The 16,906-nt window shown below is 62.4% G+C and carries 12 protein-coding genes; 8 read left to right on the top strand and 4 right to left on the bottom strand.

Features of this window, described 5'->3' with window-relative positions:
- Positions 1-61: 61 nt before the first annotated feature.
- On the bottom strand, positions 62-961 hold the full coding sequence (gene hslO / locus BGP85_RS14650) for an Hsp33 family molecular chaperone HslO (RefSeq protein WP_103448596.1): 900 nt from the start codon (positions 959-961) through the stop codon (positions 62-64).
- 119 nt (positions 962-1,080) lie between these two features.
- Here hslO and BGP85_RS14645 point away from each other — a divergent pair, with 119 nt between their 5' ends.
- The gene (locus tag BGP85_RS14645) at positions 1,081-1,875 is read left to right on the top strand and encodes a phosphatase PAP2 family protein (RefSeq protein WP_103448595.1); all 795 of its coding nucleotides are present in this window, start codon (positions 1,081-1,083) and stop codon (positions 1,873-1,875) included.
- Positions 1,876-1,974: 99 nt separating this feature from the next.
- Here the strand turns inward: BGP85_RS14645 and BGP85_RS14640 are convergent, their stop codons facing one another.
- Positions 1,975-2,376 carry an RNA-binding S4 domain-containing protein gene (locus tag BGP85_RS14640; protein ID WP_103448594.1) on the bottom strand — a complete coding sequence of 134 codons (402 nt, stop codon included), beginning with the start codon at positions 2,374-2,376 and terminating at the stop codon, positions 1,975-1,977.
- A 109-nt stretch (positions 2,377-2,485) separates the two neighbouring features.
- On the opposite strand from BGP85_RS14640, the gene rimB reads away from it, so the two are divergent.
- Positions 2,486-2,968, top strand: coding sequence for a retropepsin-like aspartic endopeptidase RimB (gene rimB / locus BGP85_RS14635; protein WP_103448593.1), 483 nt, complete (start codon positions 2,486-2,488; stop codon positions 2,966-2,968).
- Positions 2,965-3,870: a 30S ribosomal protein S6--L-glutamate ligase gene (rimK, locus tag BGP85_RS14630; protein ID WP_103448592.1), complete on the top strand. Its 906-nt coding sequence runs from the start codon at positions 2,965-2,967 to the stop codon at positions 3,868-3,870. Before rimB ends, rimK begins: the two co-directional genes overlap by 4 nt.
- Positions 3,871-3,927: 57 nt before the next feature.
- Here rimK and BGP85_RS14625 read toward each other — a convergent pair whose 3' ends face one another.
- Positions 3,928-5,241, bottom strand: a complete 1,314-nt coding sequence (locus tag BGP85_RS14625) for an ATP-binding protein (protein WP_103448591.1) — start codon at positions 5,239-5,241, stop codon at positions 3,928-3,930.
- A gap of 13 nt (positions 5,242-5,254) precedes the next feature.
- Positions 5,255-5,995, bottom strand: coding sequence for an osmolarity response regulator transcription factor OmpR (gene ompR, locus BGP85_RS14620; RefSeq protein ID WP_085273867.1), 741 nt, complete (start codon positions 5,993-5,995; stop codon positions 5,255-5,257).
- A 217-nt stretch (positions 5,996-6,212) separates the two neighbouring features.
- Here ompR and BGP85_RS14615 point away from each other — a divergent pair, with 217 nt between their 5' ends.
- The 5 genes from BGP85_RS14615 to BGP85_RS14595 all read left to right on the top strand — a co-directional run bounded on the left by BGP85_RS14615 (position 6,213) and on the right by BGP85_RS14595 (position 16,865).
- On the top strand, positions 6,213-8,537 hold the full coding sequence (locus BGP85_RS14615) for a Tex family protein (protein ID WP_103448590.1): 2,325 nt from the start codon (positions 6,213-6,215) through the stop codon (positions 8,535-8,537).
- Positions 8,537-8,920 carry a PaaI family thioesterase gene (locus BGP85_RS14610; RefSeq protein ID WP_103448589.1) on the top strand — a complete coding sequence of 128 codons (384 nt, stop codon included), beginning with the start codon at positions 8,537-8,539 and terminating at the stop codon, positions 8,918-8,920. Before BGP85_RS14615 ends, BGP85_RS14610 begins: the two co-directional genes overlap by 1 nt.
- A 154-nt stretch (positions 8,921-9,074) precedes the next feature.
- Positions 9,075-10,652, top strand: a complete 1,578-nt coding sequence (gene gshA, locus BGP85_RS14605; RefSeq protein WP_181004527.1) for a glutamate--cysteine ligase — start codon at positions 9,075-9,077, stop codon at positions 10,650-10,652.
- The gene (locus BGP85_RS14600) at positions 10,652-11,287 is read left to right on the top strand and encodes a TetR/AcrR family transcriptional regulator (RefSeq protein ID WP_103448587.1); all 636 of its coding nucleotides are present in this window, start codon (positions 10,652-10,654) and stop codon (positions 11,285-11,287) included. Before gshA ends, BGP85_RS14600 begins: the two co-directional genes overlap by 1 nt.
- Before the next feature lie 85 nt (positions 11,288-11,372).
- Positions 11,373-16,865 (top strand): dermonecrotic toxin domain-containing protein, encoded by a 5,493-nt coding sequence (locus tag BGP85_RS14595; protein WP_146048985.1) that lies wholly within the window; start codon positions 11,373-11,375, stop codon positions 16,863-16,865.
- Positions 16,866-16,906: the final 41 nt, after the last annotated feature.

Raw genomic sequence — 16,906 nt, 5'->3', positions numbered from 1 at the left:
CCTCCTGTCAGAACTGCGCTTTTGCGCAATTCGACAGGAGATTCCCCTGTAATTAAACGTTTCAGTGGCGAGTTTCTGACGCCGCATCCGTGCCGCCACCGGCAAACAGTTGCGCAACATCGCTGGCATCGAAGAAATAGCGTTGGTTACAGAACTGGCAATCAATCTCCACCGTGCCGCCGCACTCCTCGACCAGCGCCTTGGCATCGTGCTCGCCCAAACTGACCAGCGCATTGCCGGAACGTTCGCGCGAACAGCTGCACTTGAAGCGCAGCGGCTGGATGTCGAACAGGCGTACCGCGTCTTCGTGATAAAGACGGTGCAGCAGGGTTTCGTTGTCTTCCGACCACTCTTCGGGCTTGAGCGTCTTGGCCAGGGCAATCACGTGCTGCCAGCTGTCTTCGCGTTCTTCATCGTCCGGCTGGCGATCGCGCGGCAGCTGCTGCAGCAGCAGGCCACGGGCCTTGCCACCTTCGGCGTTGAGCCAGAAGCGGGTGTTGAGCTGCTGCGACTGCACGAAGTAGTTGGTGAAGCACTCCGACAAGTTGGCGCCGTCCAGATCGACGGTGCCCTGGTAGCGCTGGCCCTTGACCGGATCGATGGTCAAGGTCAGGTGGCCGCCGGGCATCAACTGCTCCAGGGTGGCATCGGCCGGGATCTGCTCCGCTTCATAGCGGGCCATGCCGCGGATGTCGCGCTCGCCCGAGCATTCGACCATCAGCAGCGGGATCGGCCCTTCGGAACGCGCCTGCAGAATCAGCAGGCCGTCGAACTTCAGCGCGCCCACCAGCAAGGCGGTAGCGGCCATCAGTTCGCCAAGCAATGCCTGCACCGGCTGCGGGTACTCATGACGCGCCAGCACCGCGGCGTAGCTGTCATCGAGAGACACCCACTCGCCGCGCACATCGCGCTCGTCGAAGATGAAACGTTGGGTGAAATCGGTATCAGGCAAATCGCTCATAGGTTTTGGCTATCTGAAAATGATGACAAAATAGTTACACGAGATGTCGAATCACTGCGATATCCCGTGGTTGAGCGCTCACGAAGCGCTCTGATTACTGTTTGCAATAGAGGTATTTTATGGACAATCGACCACTGTTCCAAGCAAGGTGGTCCTGGGGACCATTGGCAGCCTGTACGCTGCTTCCCATCGCTCTACTGTGTTTCTGGTTATGGCCTATTGGCCAGATACTGTGCCTGACTTTCGACGAGTGGCTATTCCATAGCCTCAACACGCCACTGGCCGACAACACGACCTGGCGCTACATCTGGACCATCGGCAGCCTGCGCCCCTTCGACATCGTCGTCGGCCTGACCCTTCTGGCCGTGCTGATTCGTGGCAACTGGGTGTTCAAGGCCAGCCAGGTTCGCGAAGCCTTCTTTGGCTTTCTGGTCACGCTGCTCCTATTAGTGGTGATTCGCGCGCTGTTTTCCAAGTGGGTGGATGCAATGGGTTGGCAACATGAAAGCCCATCGATGGTGTTCGACAACGTGGTGCACCTCAGCAGCTACTACCCGAACCTGGAAAAAGCCTGGGAGCTGAAGGACCGTTCCAGCAACAGTTTCCCAGGTGATCACGCCTCGGTGCTGCTGATCTGGGCACTGTTCATGAGTCTGTTCAGCCGCCGCCTGGTGCAGCACCTTGTGGTCTGGGGCCTGGCGTTCCTGTTCATGATGCCGCGGCTGGTGGCCGGGGCGCACTGGGGGCAGGACGATTACATTGGCGGCCTGCTGATGGCGGTACTGGCGTTGGGCTGGAGTTGTCATACGCCGTTGGCGGCCAAGGGCAGTGCCTTGCTGCTGCGCTGGACGGCGCCGTTGTTCGCTATCGTTAAGAAAGTGCCGTTGGTCGGGCGATTGGCGGTGATCCGCTAGGGCCCTGGAGCTGCTTTGTAGCCCTTTCGCGACACAAGGTCCGCTCCTACAGGTGCACGCGCTCCCTTGAGGTGCGAAAGGGCCGCACGGCGGCCCCAGCTATTCAAAGCTCCCATGCAGCTGGTGAATCTGCCGCCGCTGCTTCTTGTTCGGCCGGCCATCGGTAGTCACCCCCATCGCCCCTGCCTTGCGCATCTCGGCAGCCTGCTCGCGGCGGCGCACACTCTCTTCAGTCTCTTCATACAGCGTCTGCGCTTCCGGCGCCCCACGCCGCACCAGCGACAGCCCCTTGACCACGACCGTGCGCTCGTCGAACCCGGTACGCAGCACGAACTCATCGCCCACCCGCGGCTCCTTGCCCGGTTTGCAGCGCTCACCCCGGCAATGCACCTTGCCGCTCTCGATCGCCGCCTTGGCCAGCGCGCGGGTCTTGTAGAACCGCGCCGCCCACAGCCATTTGTCCAGGCGGACCTTGTCGTCTTCCTCGGCTTTTTGTGCCATCTCGTTACCTCGAATTCTGTCTTTCATCGAACTGTACTACCGTAACTGACGGATGCAAAAAGTCCCCGCCGTGCTTACAGTTCACCACCTTATCCGCAGGGTGTGCTTTGTGAAGAAATTTGACCATCTGACAGTCATCGGCCTGCGCGAGTGGGTGGCCCTGCCCGACCTCGGCGTGGCGGGCTTGCGCGCCAAGATCGACACCGGCGCCAGCACCTCCAGCCTGCATGCCACCGAAGTCGAGCCGTTCGAGCGTGACGGCAAACCATGGGTGCGCTTCACCGCCCACCTTGGCTCGGTCGTGCAACTGCGCCACCGCCGCTGTGAAGCGCCGCTGGTGACCATGAAGACCATCAAGAGCTCCAACGGCGAGGCGCAGACCCGTTATGTGATTCGCACCACTCTGGCCCTGGGCGATGCGGTCTGGGAAGTCGAGTTCACCCTGGCCTGCCGCAAGAACATGCGCTATCGCCTGCTGCTGGGCTCCAAAGCGCTCATACACGGCCAACTGGTGGTCAATCCCGGCCTGAAATACGTACAAGACAAACCGGCCTATCCGGCCACCCTCTCCCCTGTCACAGGTGCTGCATGAAGATCGCTGTGCTGTCGCGCAATCCGCGTCTGTATTCCACCCGCCGTCTGGTCGAAGCCGGTACCCAGCGGGGCCATGAAATGGTGGTGATCGACACCCTGCGGGCCTACATGAACATCGCCAGCCACAAGCCGCAGATCCACTACCGCGGCAAGCCGCTGGAAGGCTTCGATGCGGTAATCCCGCGCATCGGCGCCTCAGTGACCTTCTACGGCTGCGCGGTGCTGCGTCAGTTCGAGATGATGGGTGTGTACCCGCTGAACGAATCGGTGGCCATTGCCCGTTCGCGTGACAAGCTGCGCTCGCTGCAATTGCTGTCGCGTCGTGGCATTGGCCTGCCGATTACCGGTTTCGCCCACTCGCCGGATGACATCCCCGACCTGATCCAGATGGTCAATGGCGCGCCACTGGTGATCAAGGTGCTGGAAGGCACCCAAGGCATCGGTGTGGTGCTGTGCGAAACCACCAAGGCCGCCGAGTCGGTGATCGAGGCGTTCATGGGGCTGAAGCAGAACATCATGGTCCAGGAATACATCAAGGAGGCCGGCGGTGCGGATATCCGCTGCTTCGTGGTAGGCGACAAGGTAATCGCGTCGATGAAACGCCAGGCCAAACCAGGAGAGTTCCGCTCCAACCTGCACCGCGGTGGGGTAGCCAGCCTGATCAAGATCACCCCCGAAGAGCGCATGACGGCCATTCGTGCCGCCAAGGTGATGGGGCTGAGCGTCGCGGGTGTGGATATCTTGCGCTCCAACCACGGGCCGCTGGTGATGGAAGTGAACTCGTCGCCTGGGCTGGAAGGGATCGAAACGACCACCGGCAAGAACGTGGCTGCGATGATCATCGAGCACCTGGAGAAGAATGGCGGGCCGAATCAGACCCGCACCAAAGGCAAAGGCTGATTCAAGCCTGCACCGGCCCCTGTGGGAGCGACTTTAGCGCGAAGAGGCCGGTGCACCTCACACCGCATTACGCGGCAACAGCAAGCCTAGAGGCAGTCGCACCCGTGCCTCGATCCCACCGCCGGAGCGGTTGCGCAACTCGACATTCCCGCCATGCTGCGCCGCGATCCGCTTGACGATAGCCAAGCCCAACCCGGTTCCCTTGCCCCCGCGTGCACGGTCCCCGCGAATGAACGGATTGAAGATGGTTTCCAGCTCCGATTCGTCGATGCCGGTACCCCGGTCCAACACGCTGAGCACCACATACGGCGCGCTCTCGTCTCCAGACACATAGGCCGCCACCTCGACGCCCTTGCCAGCGTGATGCAGTGCATTGCCGATCAGGTTGCCGAGCATGCGCTTGAGCGAAACCCTGCGCAGCGGGAACGGCGGAATCGGCTCCAGGCACAGGCGCACACGTTCTTCCGGTTGGTTATAGGGCGCCACCACCTCGCGCACCAGGTCGGCCAGGTCGACCTCCTCGACCGGCTCGTCCCGCCCATCGCGAATGAACGCGAGGAACTGGTCGAGAATCGCGTCCATGTCCTCGATGTCGCGGACCATGTCATCACTCAGCTCGTTGTCGCTGTTCAGCAGCGACAGCGACAGCCGCAGGCGCGTGAGCGGCGTACGCAGATCATGGGAAACCCCCGCCAGCATCAGCTCTCGCTCACGACCGGCCTGTTCGACATCTTCAGCCATCTGGTTGAAGGCCCGGTAAACCTCGGTCATTTCGCTTGGCGTGTCGCTGATCGGCAAGCGCACGCTGCGCCCCTGGCCTACCTGCCGGGCGGCGAATACCAGGCGTTTCAACGGCTGGTTCAGCTGGCGCACGAAGATCCACGCCGAGGCGGTGGACAACAGGCCGATGGCCAGGAACCAGCCCAGCACGTTCCAGATCTTCTGCCCACGCAGCGGATGCGGGTACAACGGCACCTTGAGCCAGCCCGGGCCCAGGCTCGGTGCGTTCACCCACAGCGCTGGTGGCGCATGTATGCGCAGGCGCACCTCGGTGTCTTCACCCAGCTCGGCCTGCATCTGCCGCTGGTAGATCTCGCTGTAAGGCCAGTGCTGCTCACCCTCGGGCACGCCGGAACCGGTGACCCGGATCAGCCCGGCGGCTTCGGCGATCTTGTCACGGTTTTCTTCATCCGCCGCCCAATAGGCGCGCAGGGTCAGTGCCACACCGTGGCTGTACTGCCGATCGACCAGCACGTCCTCGTTCATCAGCAGGTAGACCAGCGTCAGTGCCTTGGAGAACAGGACAACGATCAGTACCAGCCACAGGGTGCGGGCAAAGAAGCTTTGCGGGAACCAGAGCGGCGTTTTCATCGACGGCGAAGCATCATTTGCCAGCGTTTCCGTCTGGTACGAACACGTAGCCTACGCCCCAGACCGTCTGGATGTAGCGTGGCTTGGACGGGTCCGGTTCGATCATGCGGCGCAGGCGCGAGATCTGCACGTCGATGGAGCGCTCCAGGGCGTCCCACTCGCGGCCACGGGCCAGGTTCATGAGCTTGTCGCGGGTCAGCGGCTCGCGGGCGTGCATCACCAGCGCCTTGAGCACGGCAAACTCACCGGTGGTGAGCATGTGCACTTCGTCGCCACGCTTGAGTTCACGGGTGGCCAACGACAGCTCGTAGTCGCCGAACGTGACCGACTCGTCCTCGCTGCCCGGGGCACCCGGCACGCTCGGTGCCTGGCGGCGCAGCACGGCCTTTACCCGCGCCATCAGCTCGTCAGGGTTGAACGGCTTGCCCAGGTAGTCGTCAGCGCCCAGCTCCAGGCCCTTGATGCGGCTGAGCTCGTCACCCTTGGCGGTGAGCATGATGATCGGAATCTGGTTGTTCGACTGGCGCAGGCGCTTGCAGGCAGACAGGCCATCTTCGCCTGGCAGCATCAGGTCGAGCACCACCAGGTTGAACACTTCGCGCGCCAGCAGGCGGTCCATCTGTTCGGTGTTGGGCACCGCGCGGGCGCGGTAGCCCTTGCTGGTGAAGAAACGTTCCAGCAGGCTGCTCAGCCCCGGATCGTCGTCGACGATGAGAATCTTGTCACCTTCAGCGGTGTTTGCGGTGCCGGTCATGAATAACTCCTCTGATATCGCCGCGCATTATGGCGTAGCCATTGCTGCACGTTGCGTGAGCATTGTTAGCAGATTTTTCCCCGGACGCCAGTTCCGGCTGGCCGGGCGCCATCACCGCAAGCCGTTTGCGATGGGTATAATGCGCGGCTTTCATCCAGCGCCACCGGGCCTAATGCCCACCGGCGACCCCCGTATTCACAAATGTCAGGTGGTTTACATGGACAGCATCAACAGCCGTATCGCCGAGGAACTGGGCGTACGCCCCCAGCAGGTCGAGGCGGCCGTGGGCCTGTTGGACGAAGGCTCGACCGTGCCTTTCATCGCCCGTTACCGCAAGGAAGTGACCGGTAGCCTCGACGACACTCAGCTGCGCCACCTGGAAGAGCGCCTGCGCTACCTACGCGAACTCGACGAGCGCCGCGCCAGCATCCTGTCCAGCATCGAGGAACAGGGCAAGCTGACCCCGGAACTGGCCCGCGAGATCAAGCTGGCCGACACCAAGACCCGCCTCGAAGACCTCTACCTGCCGTACAAACAGAAGCGCCGCACCAAGGGCCAGATCGCCCTGGAAGCAGGCCTCGGCGAACTGGCCGACGGCCTCTTCAACGACCCGAACCTGGCCCCGGAAAGCGAAGCCGCACGCTTCATCGACGCGGAAAAAGGCGTGTCCGACGTCAAGGCCGCGCTGGAAGGCGCCAAGTACATCCTCATGGAGCGCTTCGCCGAGGACGCCGCCCTGCTCGAAAAGCTGCGCAACTTCCTCAAGCAGGAAGCGGTGCTCAGCGCCCGCGTGGTGGCCGGCAAGGAAGAAGAAGGCGCCAAGTTCCGCGACTACTTCGCGCATGACGAACTGCTGCGCACCACCCCGTCGCACCGTGCCCTGGCGATCTTCCGCGGGCGCAACGAGGGCGTGCTGAGCGCCTCGCTCAAGGTCGGCGAAGAGCTGCCCGGCACCCTGCACCCTTGCGAACTGATGATCGGCAACCACGTCGGCATCGAAAACCGCAGCCGCCCAGCCGACAAATGGTTGGGCGAGGTGGTGCGCTGGACCTGGAAGGTCAAGCTCTACACCCACCTGGAAACCGACTTGTTCGGCGAGCTGCGCGACAACGCCGAAGGCGAGGCGATCAACGTCTTCGCCCACAACCTGCACGACCTGCTGCTGGCCGCCCCGGCCGGCCCGCGCGCCACCCTGGGCTTCGACCCGGGCCTGCGCACCGGCTGCAAGATCGCCGTGGTCGATGCCACCGGCAAACTGCTGGACCACACCACGGTCTACCCGCACGCGCCGAAGAACGACTGGGACCGCACCATTTCCATCATGGCCGCCCTGTGCGCCAAGCATTCGGTGGAGCTGATCGCCATCGGCAACGGCACCGCCAGCCGCGAGAGCGACAAGCTGGTGGCCGAGCTGGTGAAGAAGTACCCGGCACTGAAGATCACCAAGATCATGGTCTCCGAGGCAGGAGCGTCGGTGTACTCGGCGTCTGAACTGGCCGCCCGCGAATTCCCGGATCTGGACGTATCGATCCGTGGTGCCGTGTCGATTGCCCGCCGCCTGCAGGACCCGCTGGCCGAACTGGTGAAGATCGACCCGAAATCCATCGGGGTCGGCCAGTACCAGCACGACGTTTCGCAAATCAAGCTGGCCCGTGGCCTGGACGCCGTGGTCGAGGACTGCGTGAACGCCGTCGGCGTCGACGTGAATACTGCTTCGGTGGCGCTGCTGACCCGTATTTCGGGCCTGAACGCGACCCTGGCGCAGAACATCGTCGCCCACCGCGACGCCAACGGCCCGTTCACTACCCGTGCAGCACTGAAAAAGGTCAGCCGCCTCGGTGAGAAAACCTTCGAACAGGCCGCCGGCTTCCTCCGTGTGATGAACGGCGACAACCCGCTCGACGCCTCCGCCGTGCACCCTGAGGCCTACCCGCTGGTGCAGCGCATCGCCGCCGACACCGACCGCGACATCCGCTCGCTGATCGGCGACAGCGGTTTCCTCAAGCGCCTGGACCCGAAAAAGTTCACCGACGAGACCTTCGGCCTGCCGACCGTCACCGACATCCTCCAGGAACTGGACAAACCCGGCCGTGACCCACGCCCGGAGTTCAAGACCGCCACCTTCCAGGACGGCGTCGAGGACCTCAAGGACCTGGAGCCGGGCATGATCCTCGAAGGCGTGGTGACCAACGTCACCAACTTCGGTGCCTTTGTCGACATCGGCGTGCACCAGGACGGCCTGGTGCACATCTCGGCGCTGTCGGAGAAGTTCGTCAAGGACCCGCGTGAAGCGGTCAAGGCCGGCGACGTGGTCAAGGTCAAGGTCATGGAAGTGGACATCCCGCGCAAGCGGGTCGGCCTGTCCATGCGCATGAGCGACACCCCGGGCGAGAAAGTTGAAGGCAACCGTGGCGGCAACCGTGGCAATGGCGGCAACCGCCAGCAGCAGGCGCCGCGCCAGCGTGAAACCGTCACTGCAGCCCCGGCCAACAATGCCATGGCCGCCCTGTTCGCCAACGCCAAGCAGCTGAAGAAGAAGTAATGGACATCCCCAAGGAAGTGGTCCAAAGCGCCTACAGCCAGCTCCTTGGCTGCCGCGTGCAACGCCTGGATACAGGCGTTGCCGAGGTAGCCCTGGCGCTCGAGCCGCACCTGCGCAACCGCGGCCAGAAGCTGCACGGCGGGGCAATCTTCAGCCTGGTGGACATCGCCATGGGCCTGGCCTGCTCGGCCAGCCACGGTTTCGACCAGCAGAGCGTGACCATCGAATGCAAGATCAACTACATGCGCGCCGTCAGCGATGGTGAAGTGCTGTGCACCGCCCGAGTGCTGCACGCCGGGCGCCGTACCCTGGTGGTCGACGCCGACGTAGTTCAAGGCGACAAACTGGTGGCGAAAGCGCAAGGAACCTTCGCGGTTCTCTAGCTCACCAAGGGGTATCTGCGGTATTTTTCGGCAGTGCGCTGGCACTGCCGGAACCGCGTAAACCAGGCGACAACGCCAGTTCCTTTTTTCCTACCCTTGTAGACCGTCATCTCTACCCCCATATTGGGGCGACTGACGCGTGAAGGAATACATCTTGAGCGACCTCCTCAACCGCCGCCTGAGCCTGCTCGGCGCCAATCTTCCCCTGCTCAAGCTGTGCCTGCACGGTATTGAGCGCGAATGCCTGCGCGTGACCGACGAAGGTCGCCTGGCCCAGACCCCGCACCCCGAGGCACTGGGATCGGCGCTGACCAACGAGCAGATCACCACCGATTATTCCGAGTCGCTGCTGGAGTTCATCACTCCAGCCCTGGCCGACCCGGCCAAGGTGCTCGAAAGCCTCGAGCAGACCCACCGCTTCGTCTACAGCAAGCTTGGCGACGAATACCTGTGGAGCCCGTCGATGCCTTGCACGCTGCCGGCCGAGGAGGACATCCCGATCGCCGAGTACGGCACCTCGAACATCGGCAAGCTCAAGCACGTCTACCGCAAGGGCCTGGCCCTGCGTTACGGCCGCACCATGCAGTGCATCGCCGGCATTCATTACAACTTCTCGCTGCCCGAAGCGCTGTGGCCGTTGCTGCGCGATAGCGAAGGCAGCGAGGAAAGCGACCGCGACTACCAGTCCTCGGCGTACATTGCGCTGATCCGCAACTTCCGCCGCTACAGCTGGCTGCTGATGTACCTGTTCGGCGCCTCGCCGGCACTGGACAAAGGCTTCCTGCGTGGCCGCCCGCACCAGCTCGAAGAGCTCGATGCCGAAACCCTGTACCTGCCCTACGCCACCAGCCTGCGCATGAGCGACCTGGGCTACCAGAGCAACGCCCAGGCCGGCCTAACGCCCTGCTACAACAACCTCGCCAGCTACACCGACAGCCTGCGCAAGGCCGTGGGCACGCCCTACCCACCTTACGTCGAGGTCGGTACGCATGTGGATGGCGAATGGGTGCAGCTGAACACCAACATCCTACAGATCGAGAACGAGTACTACTCGAACATCCGCCCTAAACGCGTCACCTACACCGGCGAGCGGCCGATCCAGGCGCTGACTTCGCGCGGCGTGCAGTACGTCGAAGTGCGCTGCCTGGACATCAACCCGTTCCTGCCGGTGGGCATCGACCTGACCGAAGCGCGCTTCCTCGACGCCTTCCTGCTGTTCTGTGCCCTCGAAGAAAGCCCGCAGCTGGACAACGGCGAGTGCGGCCAGTGCACCAGCAACTTCCTTACCGTGGTCAAGGAAGGCCGTCGCCCGGGCCTGGAACTGCAGCGCAACGGCCAGCCCATCGCCCTGCGCGAATGGGCCACCAAGCTGATCAGCCGCATCGGCAAGCTGGCGGAGTTGCTCGACCGCGCCCAGGGTGGCAACGAGCACGCCAAGGCCCTAGCCACCCAGCAGGCCAAGGTCGAGGACGCCTCGCTGACCCCGTCGGCCCAAGTGCTGGCGCGCATGACCGAGCATGACGAAACTTTCGTCCAGTTCTCCCTGCGCCAGAGCCGCCTGCACGCCGAGACTTTCCGCGAGCAGCCACTGTCAGCCGAGCAGCAACAGGCCTTCGAGACCCTGGCGCGCGAGTCGCTCGCCAAGCAGTCCGAGCTGGAACAAGAAGAGGTCGGTGACTTCGACCTGTTCGTTGGCGCCTACCAGGCCAGCATTCTGGCGATCAGCAACTGATGAGCCGCACCGCTACCCCGCGCAAGCCCCGCGCCAGCAGCCAGGCCAGGATCGAAGCGATCCTGGCGGCCGCGCGCGAGCTGCTGGCTGAACAAGGGGTGGCAGCCCTGTCGATCTACAACGTGGCCGAGCGGGCGCAGATTCCACCGTCGTCGGTCTACCACTTCTTTGCCAGCGTCCCGGCCTTGCTGGAAGCGTTGACCGCTGATGTGCACAGGGCATTTCGCGAGGCTTTGAGTGCACCGATCGACAGCAGTACCCTCACCACCTGGCACCAACTGTCGCGGCTGATCGAGCAGCGCATGCTCGACATCTACCGCGAGGATGCCGCGGCTCGACAGCTGATCCTTGCCCAGCATGGCCTGAGTGAAGTGGTCCAGGCCGACAGGCTGCACGACATGGAGCTGGGCGACCTGATGCACAGCTTGTTCAGTCGTCACTTCCAGTTGCCGGTGATGCCGAGCGATGTCGATGTATTTGCCTTGGCCATGGAGCTGAGCGACCGCGTCTATGCGCGTTCGATGCAGTTGTTCGAGCAGATCACGCCGCGTATGGCAGAAGAAGGCATGCGGGTGTTCGAGGCGTATCTGGCGCTCTATCTGCCACCCTTCCTGCCAAGACGCATCGACGCCTGAGCAGTAATAACTACCACCGGGCGCAACACAACGATCGTTTCAATGAGGTTTCAGCGTACGCGCAACCTCAGAGAGACCCTTGTTCATGCCCCCTTCAAAAGCGCCCCTTGCCGTCACCCTCGAAACGCTCGACTTGGCCGGCCGTGTCAGTCACGACCATCAGCTGCCAGGCATGGGCAACCTGCTTGCAGCCGCTCGAAGAACCTTGACCCCAGCCGCCAGGCAGCTACGAAACCTGTTGAGCCAGGCGCCCAACCTGCATCAGACCGTGCGTAACGCATTGCAGGCGAACCTGCAGATCTCGCCTGACGCCTGCGGCTTGCGCCATGCCGATAGCCAAGTGACCTTGCTGACCTTCGCCGCCCGCCTGCTGGCTAGCCCGGTGTTCGCCAATCCTTTTGCGCACTGGTCTACCTGGGGCTTCGACGAGAGCACAGCACACGCGCAAATGACCGCCGCACAGTGGGCGACCCACCTCATCCCGATCGTGAACGCGGCGAAGCTGCACACTCCGCTCAACTACTGGGGAGGGCGTATGCCGGGGACAGACATTTCACGGCAAACCCACGCAGTCAATCTGCTACGTCTGCATTTCAACTGCAGCCTGGACATTGCATACGGCCGGGGCGCACTGAGCATCAACAGTTGGCAGCAAGGCCGGCAACCATCACCACGCCACGCGCAGTTGCAATGGCGACTGGCGACTGGCAGAACACTGACCAGCACGGCTGCGCTGGTGATCGCCCCCGCGCCCGGCCAGGCGCATTGGCTGATCTATATTCCGGGCACGCTGAACAGTGTGCAGCAATTCGTCAACCTCAAGAGTCTGCGCGACTGGATCTACCAGAATCGCTTCAGGTTCTGGTCGGACCCAAGGGATCAGATAACGGCCGGCACCCGCGACGACGTTCTGGTCACCGAGGTTCAAGGCGACGGCATCAGCCTGTTCATGGAACAGACCTTGCGCCAGCATCAGGAAATCATTGACCACTACCTGCTCGAGGCCTGCAGGCAAAGTGAAACCGATCCTTTGGAGTGGACCGCCTTGCAGGCTTGGGAAAACGAGCGTGGCGAAATGGTTCCAAAGGCTCTGGACCCTACCGTCGAAGCAGCCATCGATGAAGTGATCACCAAAGATGCTGCGCTGCCGGAAGAGGAAGTGCACTTTGCCTGTTTGGAGCAACACTTGCCCACAGGCTGGCGCCAACGGCTTGTCGAGCGCCAGGAAACGCTGCTGGAACAGTACCTGGGCAGTGACCTGAAACTCACCTCAGACAAGGTATCGCTGTTACGAGAGCGCCAGGCGTTGCTCGACCAGCTGCAGGACGCGCATGACACATACCTTCTGGAGCTGCCCGATCCAGTGACCAGTACCGACCTGCAGCAGCGCGTAGGTGCAGTAACGCGGATAGAACAGATCGCCGACGGGCTGTGTCAGGCTTTGCTGAAAGAAGCGCGCCTGCAGCATACATTGAGTGATCTGTCCGCCAGCCACCTGGACTGGATAGAAAGGCTCGTCGAAAGGCCTGAAGCAAGCCTGCAACGCCCAGTGCAAGCCAGCACACTGGAACTGGTCAGCGTAGATCGCAAGTGGCAGTTGCGTGGCTACATGACGTTTCGCGCCATCCCGAAGGATGACGAGGAGGCAGAAGACCAAACGGTGCTGCTGTACCGTCCAGGCCTGCGTGGCGGACTGATGGCCTTCGAAGACGAATCAGCGCTTGCCAGGCGACTGCTTGCCACGCTTCAAGGCGCATGGCCCGATGCCCTGCTGGAGTCGACGCAGCCAGCCGATGAAATGCAGATCCTGCAAGCATTGTCGGACTCACCTTCGGTGACCTTCACCCACGTTCCCGTGTCGTCGCATTTCATGCAGCACTGCGTGCAGGCCATTGCAGCCGGCTTGCCTGCCGACACCAGCCGGGAGCAAGCCCGGCAGCGCCTGTGCATAAGCGAGAACCGCGCCAGGGCGGTAGCCTTGGCACGCTTTGCTGAACAGAACCGCAGCAGCCACATCCACGAGCAATTGAGTGCGTTGCGCCACCTTGACGCAAACCAGCTCACCGCGCTGAGCGCCCAGACCGACGCCCTGAAAGATGCGCTGTGTGCCTCCAGCGAGCTGCTCAAGCTGAGCTTGCCATCACGCAAGCACTTTGCGCAGCTCAGGCTGAATGCCCATCTACGCCGTGAGTTCTCCCGGCAGTCATTACCGCACATTACCCTCGACATCGCCGACAGCGTGACCATCAGGCGCGAAGTGACGGGCCAATCGGCGCTAGGTGGAGCTGGATCACGAGAAGTGCCCGTATTCAGCACGTCGCGTAGCGAAGTGACGCTGGCGTCTTTCATGTTATGGGCACTGGATGATCAGCGGCGCCTGCGTTTGAACAATGCCAACGTCAGGTTCGAGCCAGCGGCAGATCTCTCTCTGCAACGCACATTGACGCCTGCCTACCTGGCCGACCTGATTCAGCAGCTGGATATCGCCGGGAGCTACGAAAAACGCATCACCCAAACGTATCTTGGCTTTGAACACGAGTCTGACTGGCAAGTGCAATGGCGCCAGGAAACCCTTCGCACCCCATACGAAATTCGCCTGCAACTGCTGGCGACGAGCCGACCGACCAGCCTGGCAGCCGACGGTCAGCAGCTTTTGGAAACGTTCTGCAGCGAACAGCTCGACGCCGTTACCAGCAGAACGATCAAGTACCATTCGGTGATGCTCAAGCCAGGCACGGCAGCAAATGGCTCCAGCGACAGCGTGGGGCTGTCGGGCATCTACCTGATCGAGGGCGCTGCTGGTCCCGTACTGTTGTACATGCCCGATGCGCCTAATGGCAAAGTCATCAGCCAGTACCCAAGCCCCACAGCTGCCTGCCAGGCACTGCAGGACATGGCGCTGGACAGCAAGATGGCTCAATACCTGGCCACCCAGTCCCAATCGGGCAACCCCGATCACCTTGAAAGCTACATCAACACCGCCCTGCAACAAAACTTCCAAGGCTTCATCGAGCCAGGCCCAACACGTTCCGAGTCCTTGCCTACACATGAATGCCGCCAGGAGATGGGCGAGCACATACGCAAACACCGCGCCACGTCACGCAGCCAGGACGACCTGGCCCTCGCCGAGCCTGAAATTGCCATTCGACACTTGTTCCTGGGTTTGAGAATAGCGTTCGGCATCTTGCCGGGCGTTGGTACGGCCATGGCACTGTACGATGGCTGGCATGCATCGTTCGCTGCGGTCAGGGCCTTCGAGCATGGCCAGCAGGAAGAGGGCCTTCAGCATCTGGTCAGCCTGCTGCAGTCATTGACCGATGCCATGATGTCGCTCGTGCCGCTGGCTGCCACCCCCGGCAATCCTGCAGTAGCGGCCCGACTGCTGACCCAGCAACGACAGCGCCTTGACCCGCTGCGACCGTTGCCCGCCATTCGCAAGGCGCCCCTCAGCCCATTCGTGGGCTACGAGGCAGAATTGCCAACCGGCCCCATGCTGCCCTCGACGTTACCGCAAGGGGCGGGCGTGTTCGAACACGTGGCAACGCGGCAGCGCTACATATCGAGGAACGGCACTTGGTACACCGTCGAGTGGGACCCGGCATATCTCACCTGGAGGCTCAAACCCCAAGGTACTCGTTCTTATCGGCAACCCGTACGGCTGAGTGAACAGGGCATCTGGGAAACCCCCGGCAGGCTCAGCGGGCTGCTGGTCGACAATGGCCTGGAGGGTGGCGGCGGTGCCCTCACTACGCTCTACAACCAAGGGGTTGCCTTTTGGCGTCAAGCCATTCGTCGACAACCACGACAACTGACCGGCATGGACCTCGCGCATGACATAAACGACGAACTGAAACGCATCAGAACCCGTATGGGTGCCAAGCAAGCGGACTACCGCATGGCCGTACATGCGGTCGCCGAAGGAGCTCAACCAAGCGACTCTCAACGCGCGGCGATCGTCAGTGCACGCAAACAACTGAGCGATGAACTCAACCGGAATATCGAGTTCAACGCACGCAGTATCGCGCGTCTGAGGGAGCAGCGTGCAACGCTGAGCAGGGCGGACTACAGCAGGTTCACGGCGCTGTGCGAGGCAAACATCAGCGAAATGAGCGTGCTCGACATGCGCCTGGCGTCTGCTCGCCTCACCTTTGCTGCGGCCCAAGTGGAACTCGCGGCCGCCGCCATCCAGGCCCTGCCCGCCCCTTCAGCCCCTGTTGCAGTGGTGAAACCCCTGACCCTGGCCTCACTGAGGGCGAACCAGGAAATGATCGAAACCTTGCAGGAGATCGAGCGCCTGGCCATACGTCACCAAGCCAGGCTCATTCACCTGCAGGGCAATGCACGGGCCGAGTACCTCAAGCTGGCAGAAAGTACAGGACTTACCCTGGACGTCGACAGTGCACGCCTGGTTCGGGCATCAATCCTCTCGACCACGTTGTTCAACGAAAGCGCCGTGGAACACTCCCTGTTGAGCTCGTTCATGGATCACTTCCATGAGCAAGGGGTTGCCTTGCGCAGTACCCTTTTCAGTCACCTGAAATTACCCAGGGCCGGGCTTTCCCGCGCCCAGGAGCGTACATTTCTGAGCAGCGCGCAAAACCGCTACGCTCGCTACCTGAGCCATCTCACGGCTTGGGAGGACAACTTCCACGACTTGCTGTCGCCAAACGAAACCCGTGCGTTCCGCCAACTGATGCGCCAGCTCATGGATGACATCGAGGAGCATCTCGGCAGGACCACCGCCGGCCGGCATCGCCCAGACATCCAGCCTGATCGCGGCCCCAGCCGCCCGCGCTTGTTCGAGACCGTGGAGGGGCCGCTTATCGGCGAAGCCTTCAGCGAGCGGGGGCAGCCACGCATGCGCATCAATCAGCCCAACTCCGACCGCCTGCACACGGTCTATGCCAAGGATGATGCAGGCCGGTGGCGGTTATCCACAGCCGAGCGCGCAGCCCCCACGCAGTCACTGTCGAACCTGGTGGATGCTGCCAACGCCCGACTGGATGATGTCGCCAGGCAGCAGGCCAGGTTGCGCCGCTATCAGACAGCCGATGCAGTCCCTCTTGACCTGGAAGACATCGCCCAGGGGCATGCCCAGCAACTGCGCTTCATTGCCGACAGGGTCCGTCAGAAGGCCGGCCGCTCGATCATCCCCGAGCACACTGCCCTTTCGCAAAGACTGGAAGCTGCCGCCGAGCAGATGCAGGACCTTGGCCGCCAGCTACGAATCGCCCAGACCAAGGCCACCCGCAAACCGACCGTCGGCTACCTGGAATACCTGGTTGAACAGCATGAGGTGGAGGTGGCTTGGTCCCGCACGTTGAAGCCGAAACTGGACCACAAGGGCAAGCCGATCGAATATCTGGAGGAATACCGCATCAATGACCTGGGTACCGGGCAGCCACTGTGGTATGCCCACTTTCACTTCCGGCAGAAACCGGCGCAGGGTTTCTCACGGCTGGAAGCGGGGCACCTGAAACTGGCCAGTGAACGCGACCTGGGCACAGGCGCCTGGCGGGGAAGCATGAGCGAAACGCAAGCCAGCCGACTGTTCGCCAACCTGCGGCCGGCCGGTTGAGCCAGCATCACCACCTGGGCTGGCAGGCAGCCCAGGTGGTG

Source organism: Pseudomonas putida (genome assembly GCF_002906855.1).
GTDB classification, from domain to species: domain Bacteria; phylum Pseudomonadota; class Gammaproteobacteria; order Pseudomonadales; family Pseudomonadaceae; genus Aquipseudomonas; species Aquipseudomonas putida_N.
Note: the sequence above shows the minus strand (reverse complement) of the source record. Positions and strands in the feature narration are given on the sequence as shown.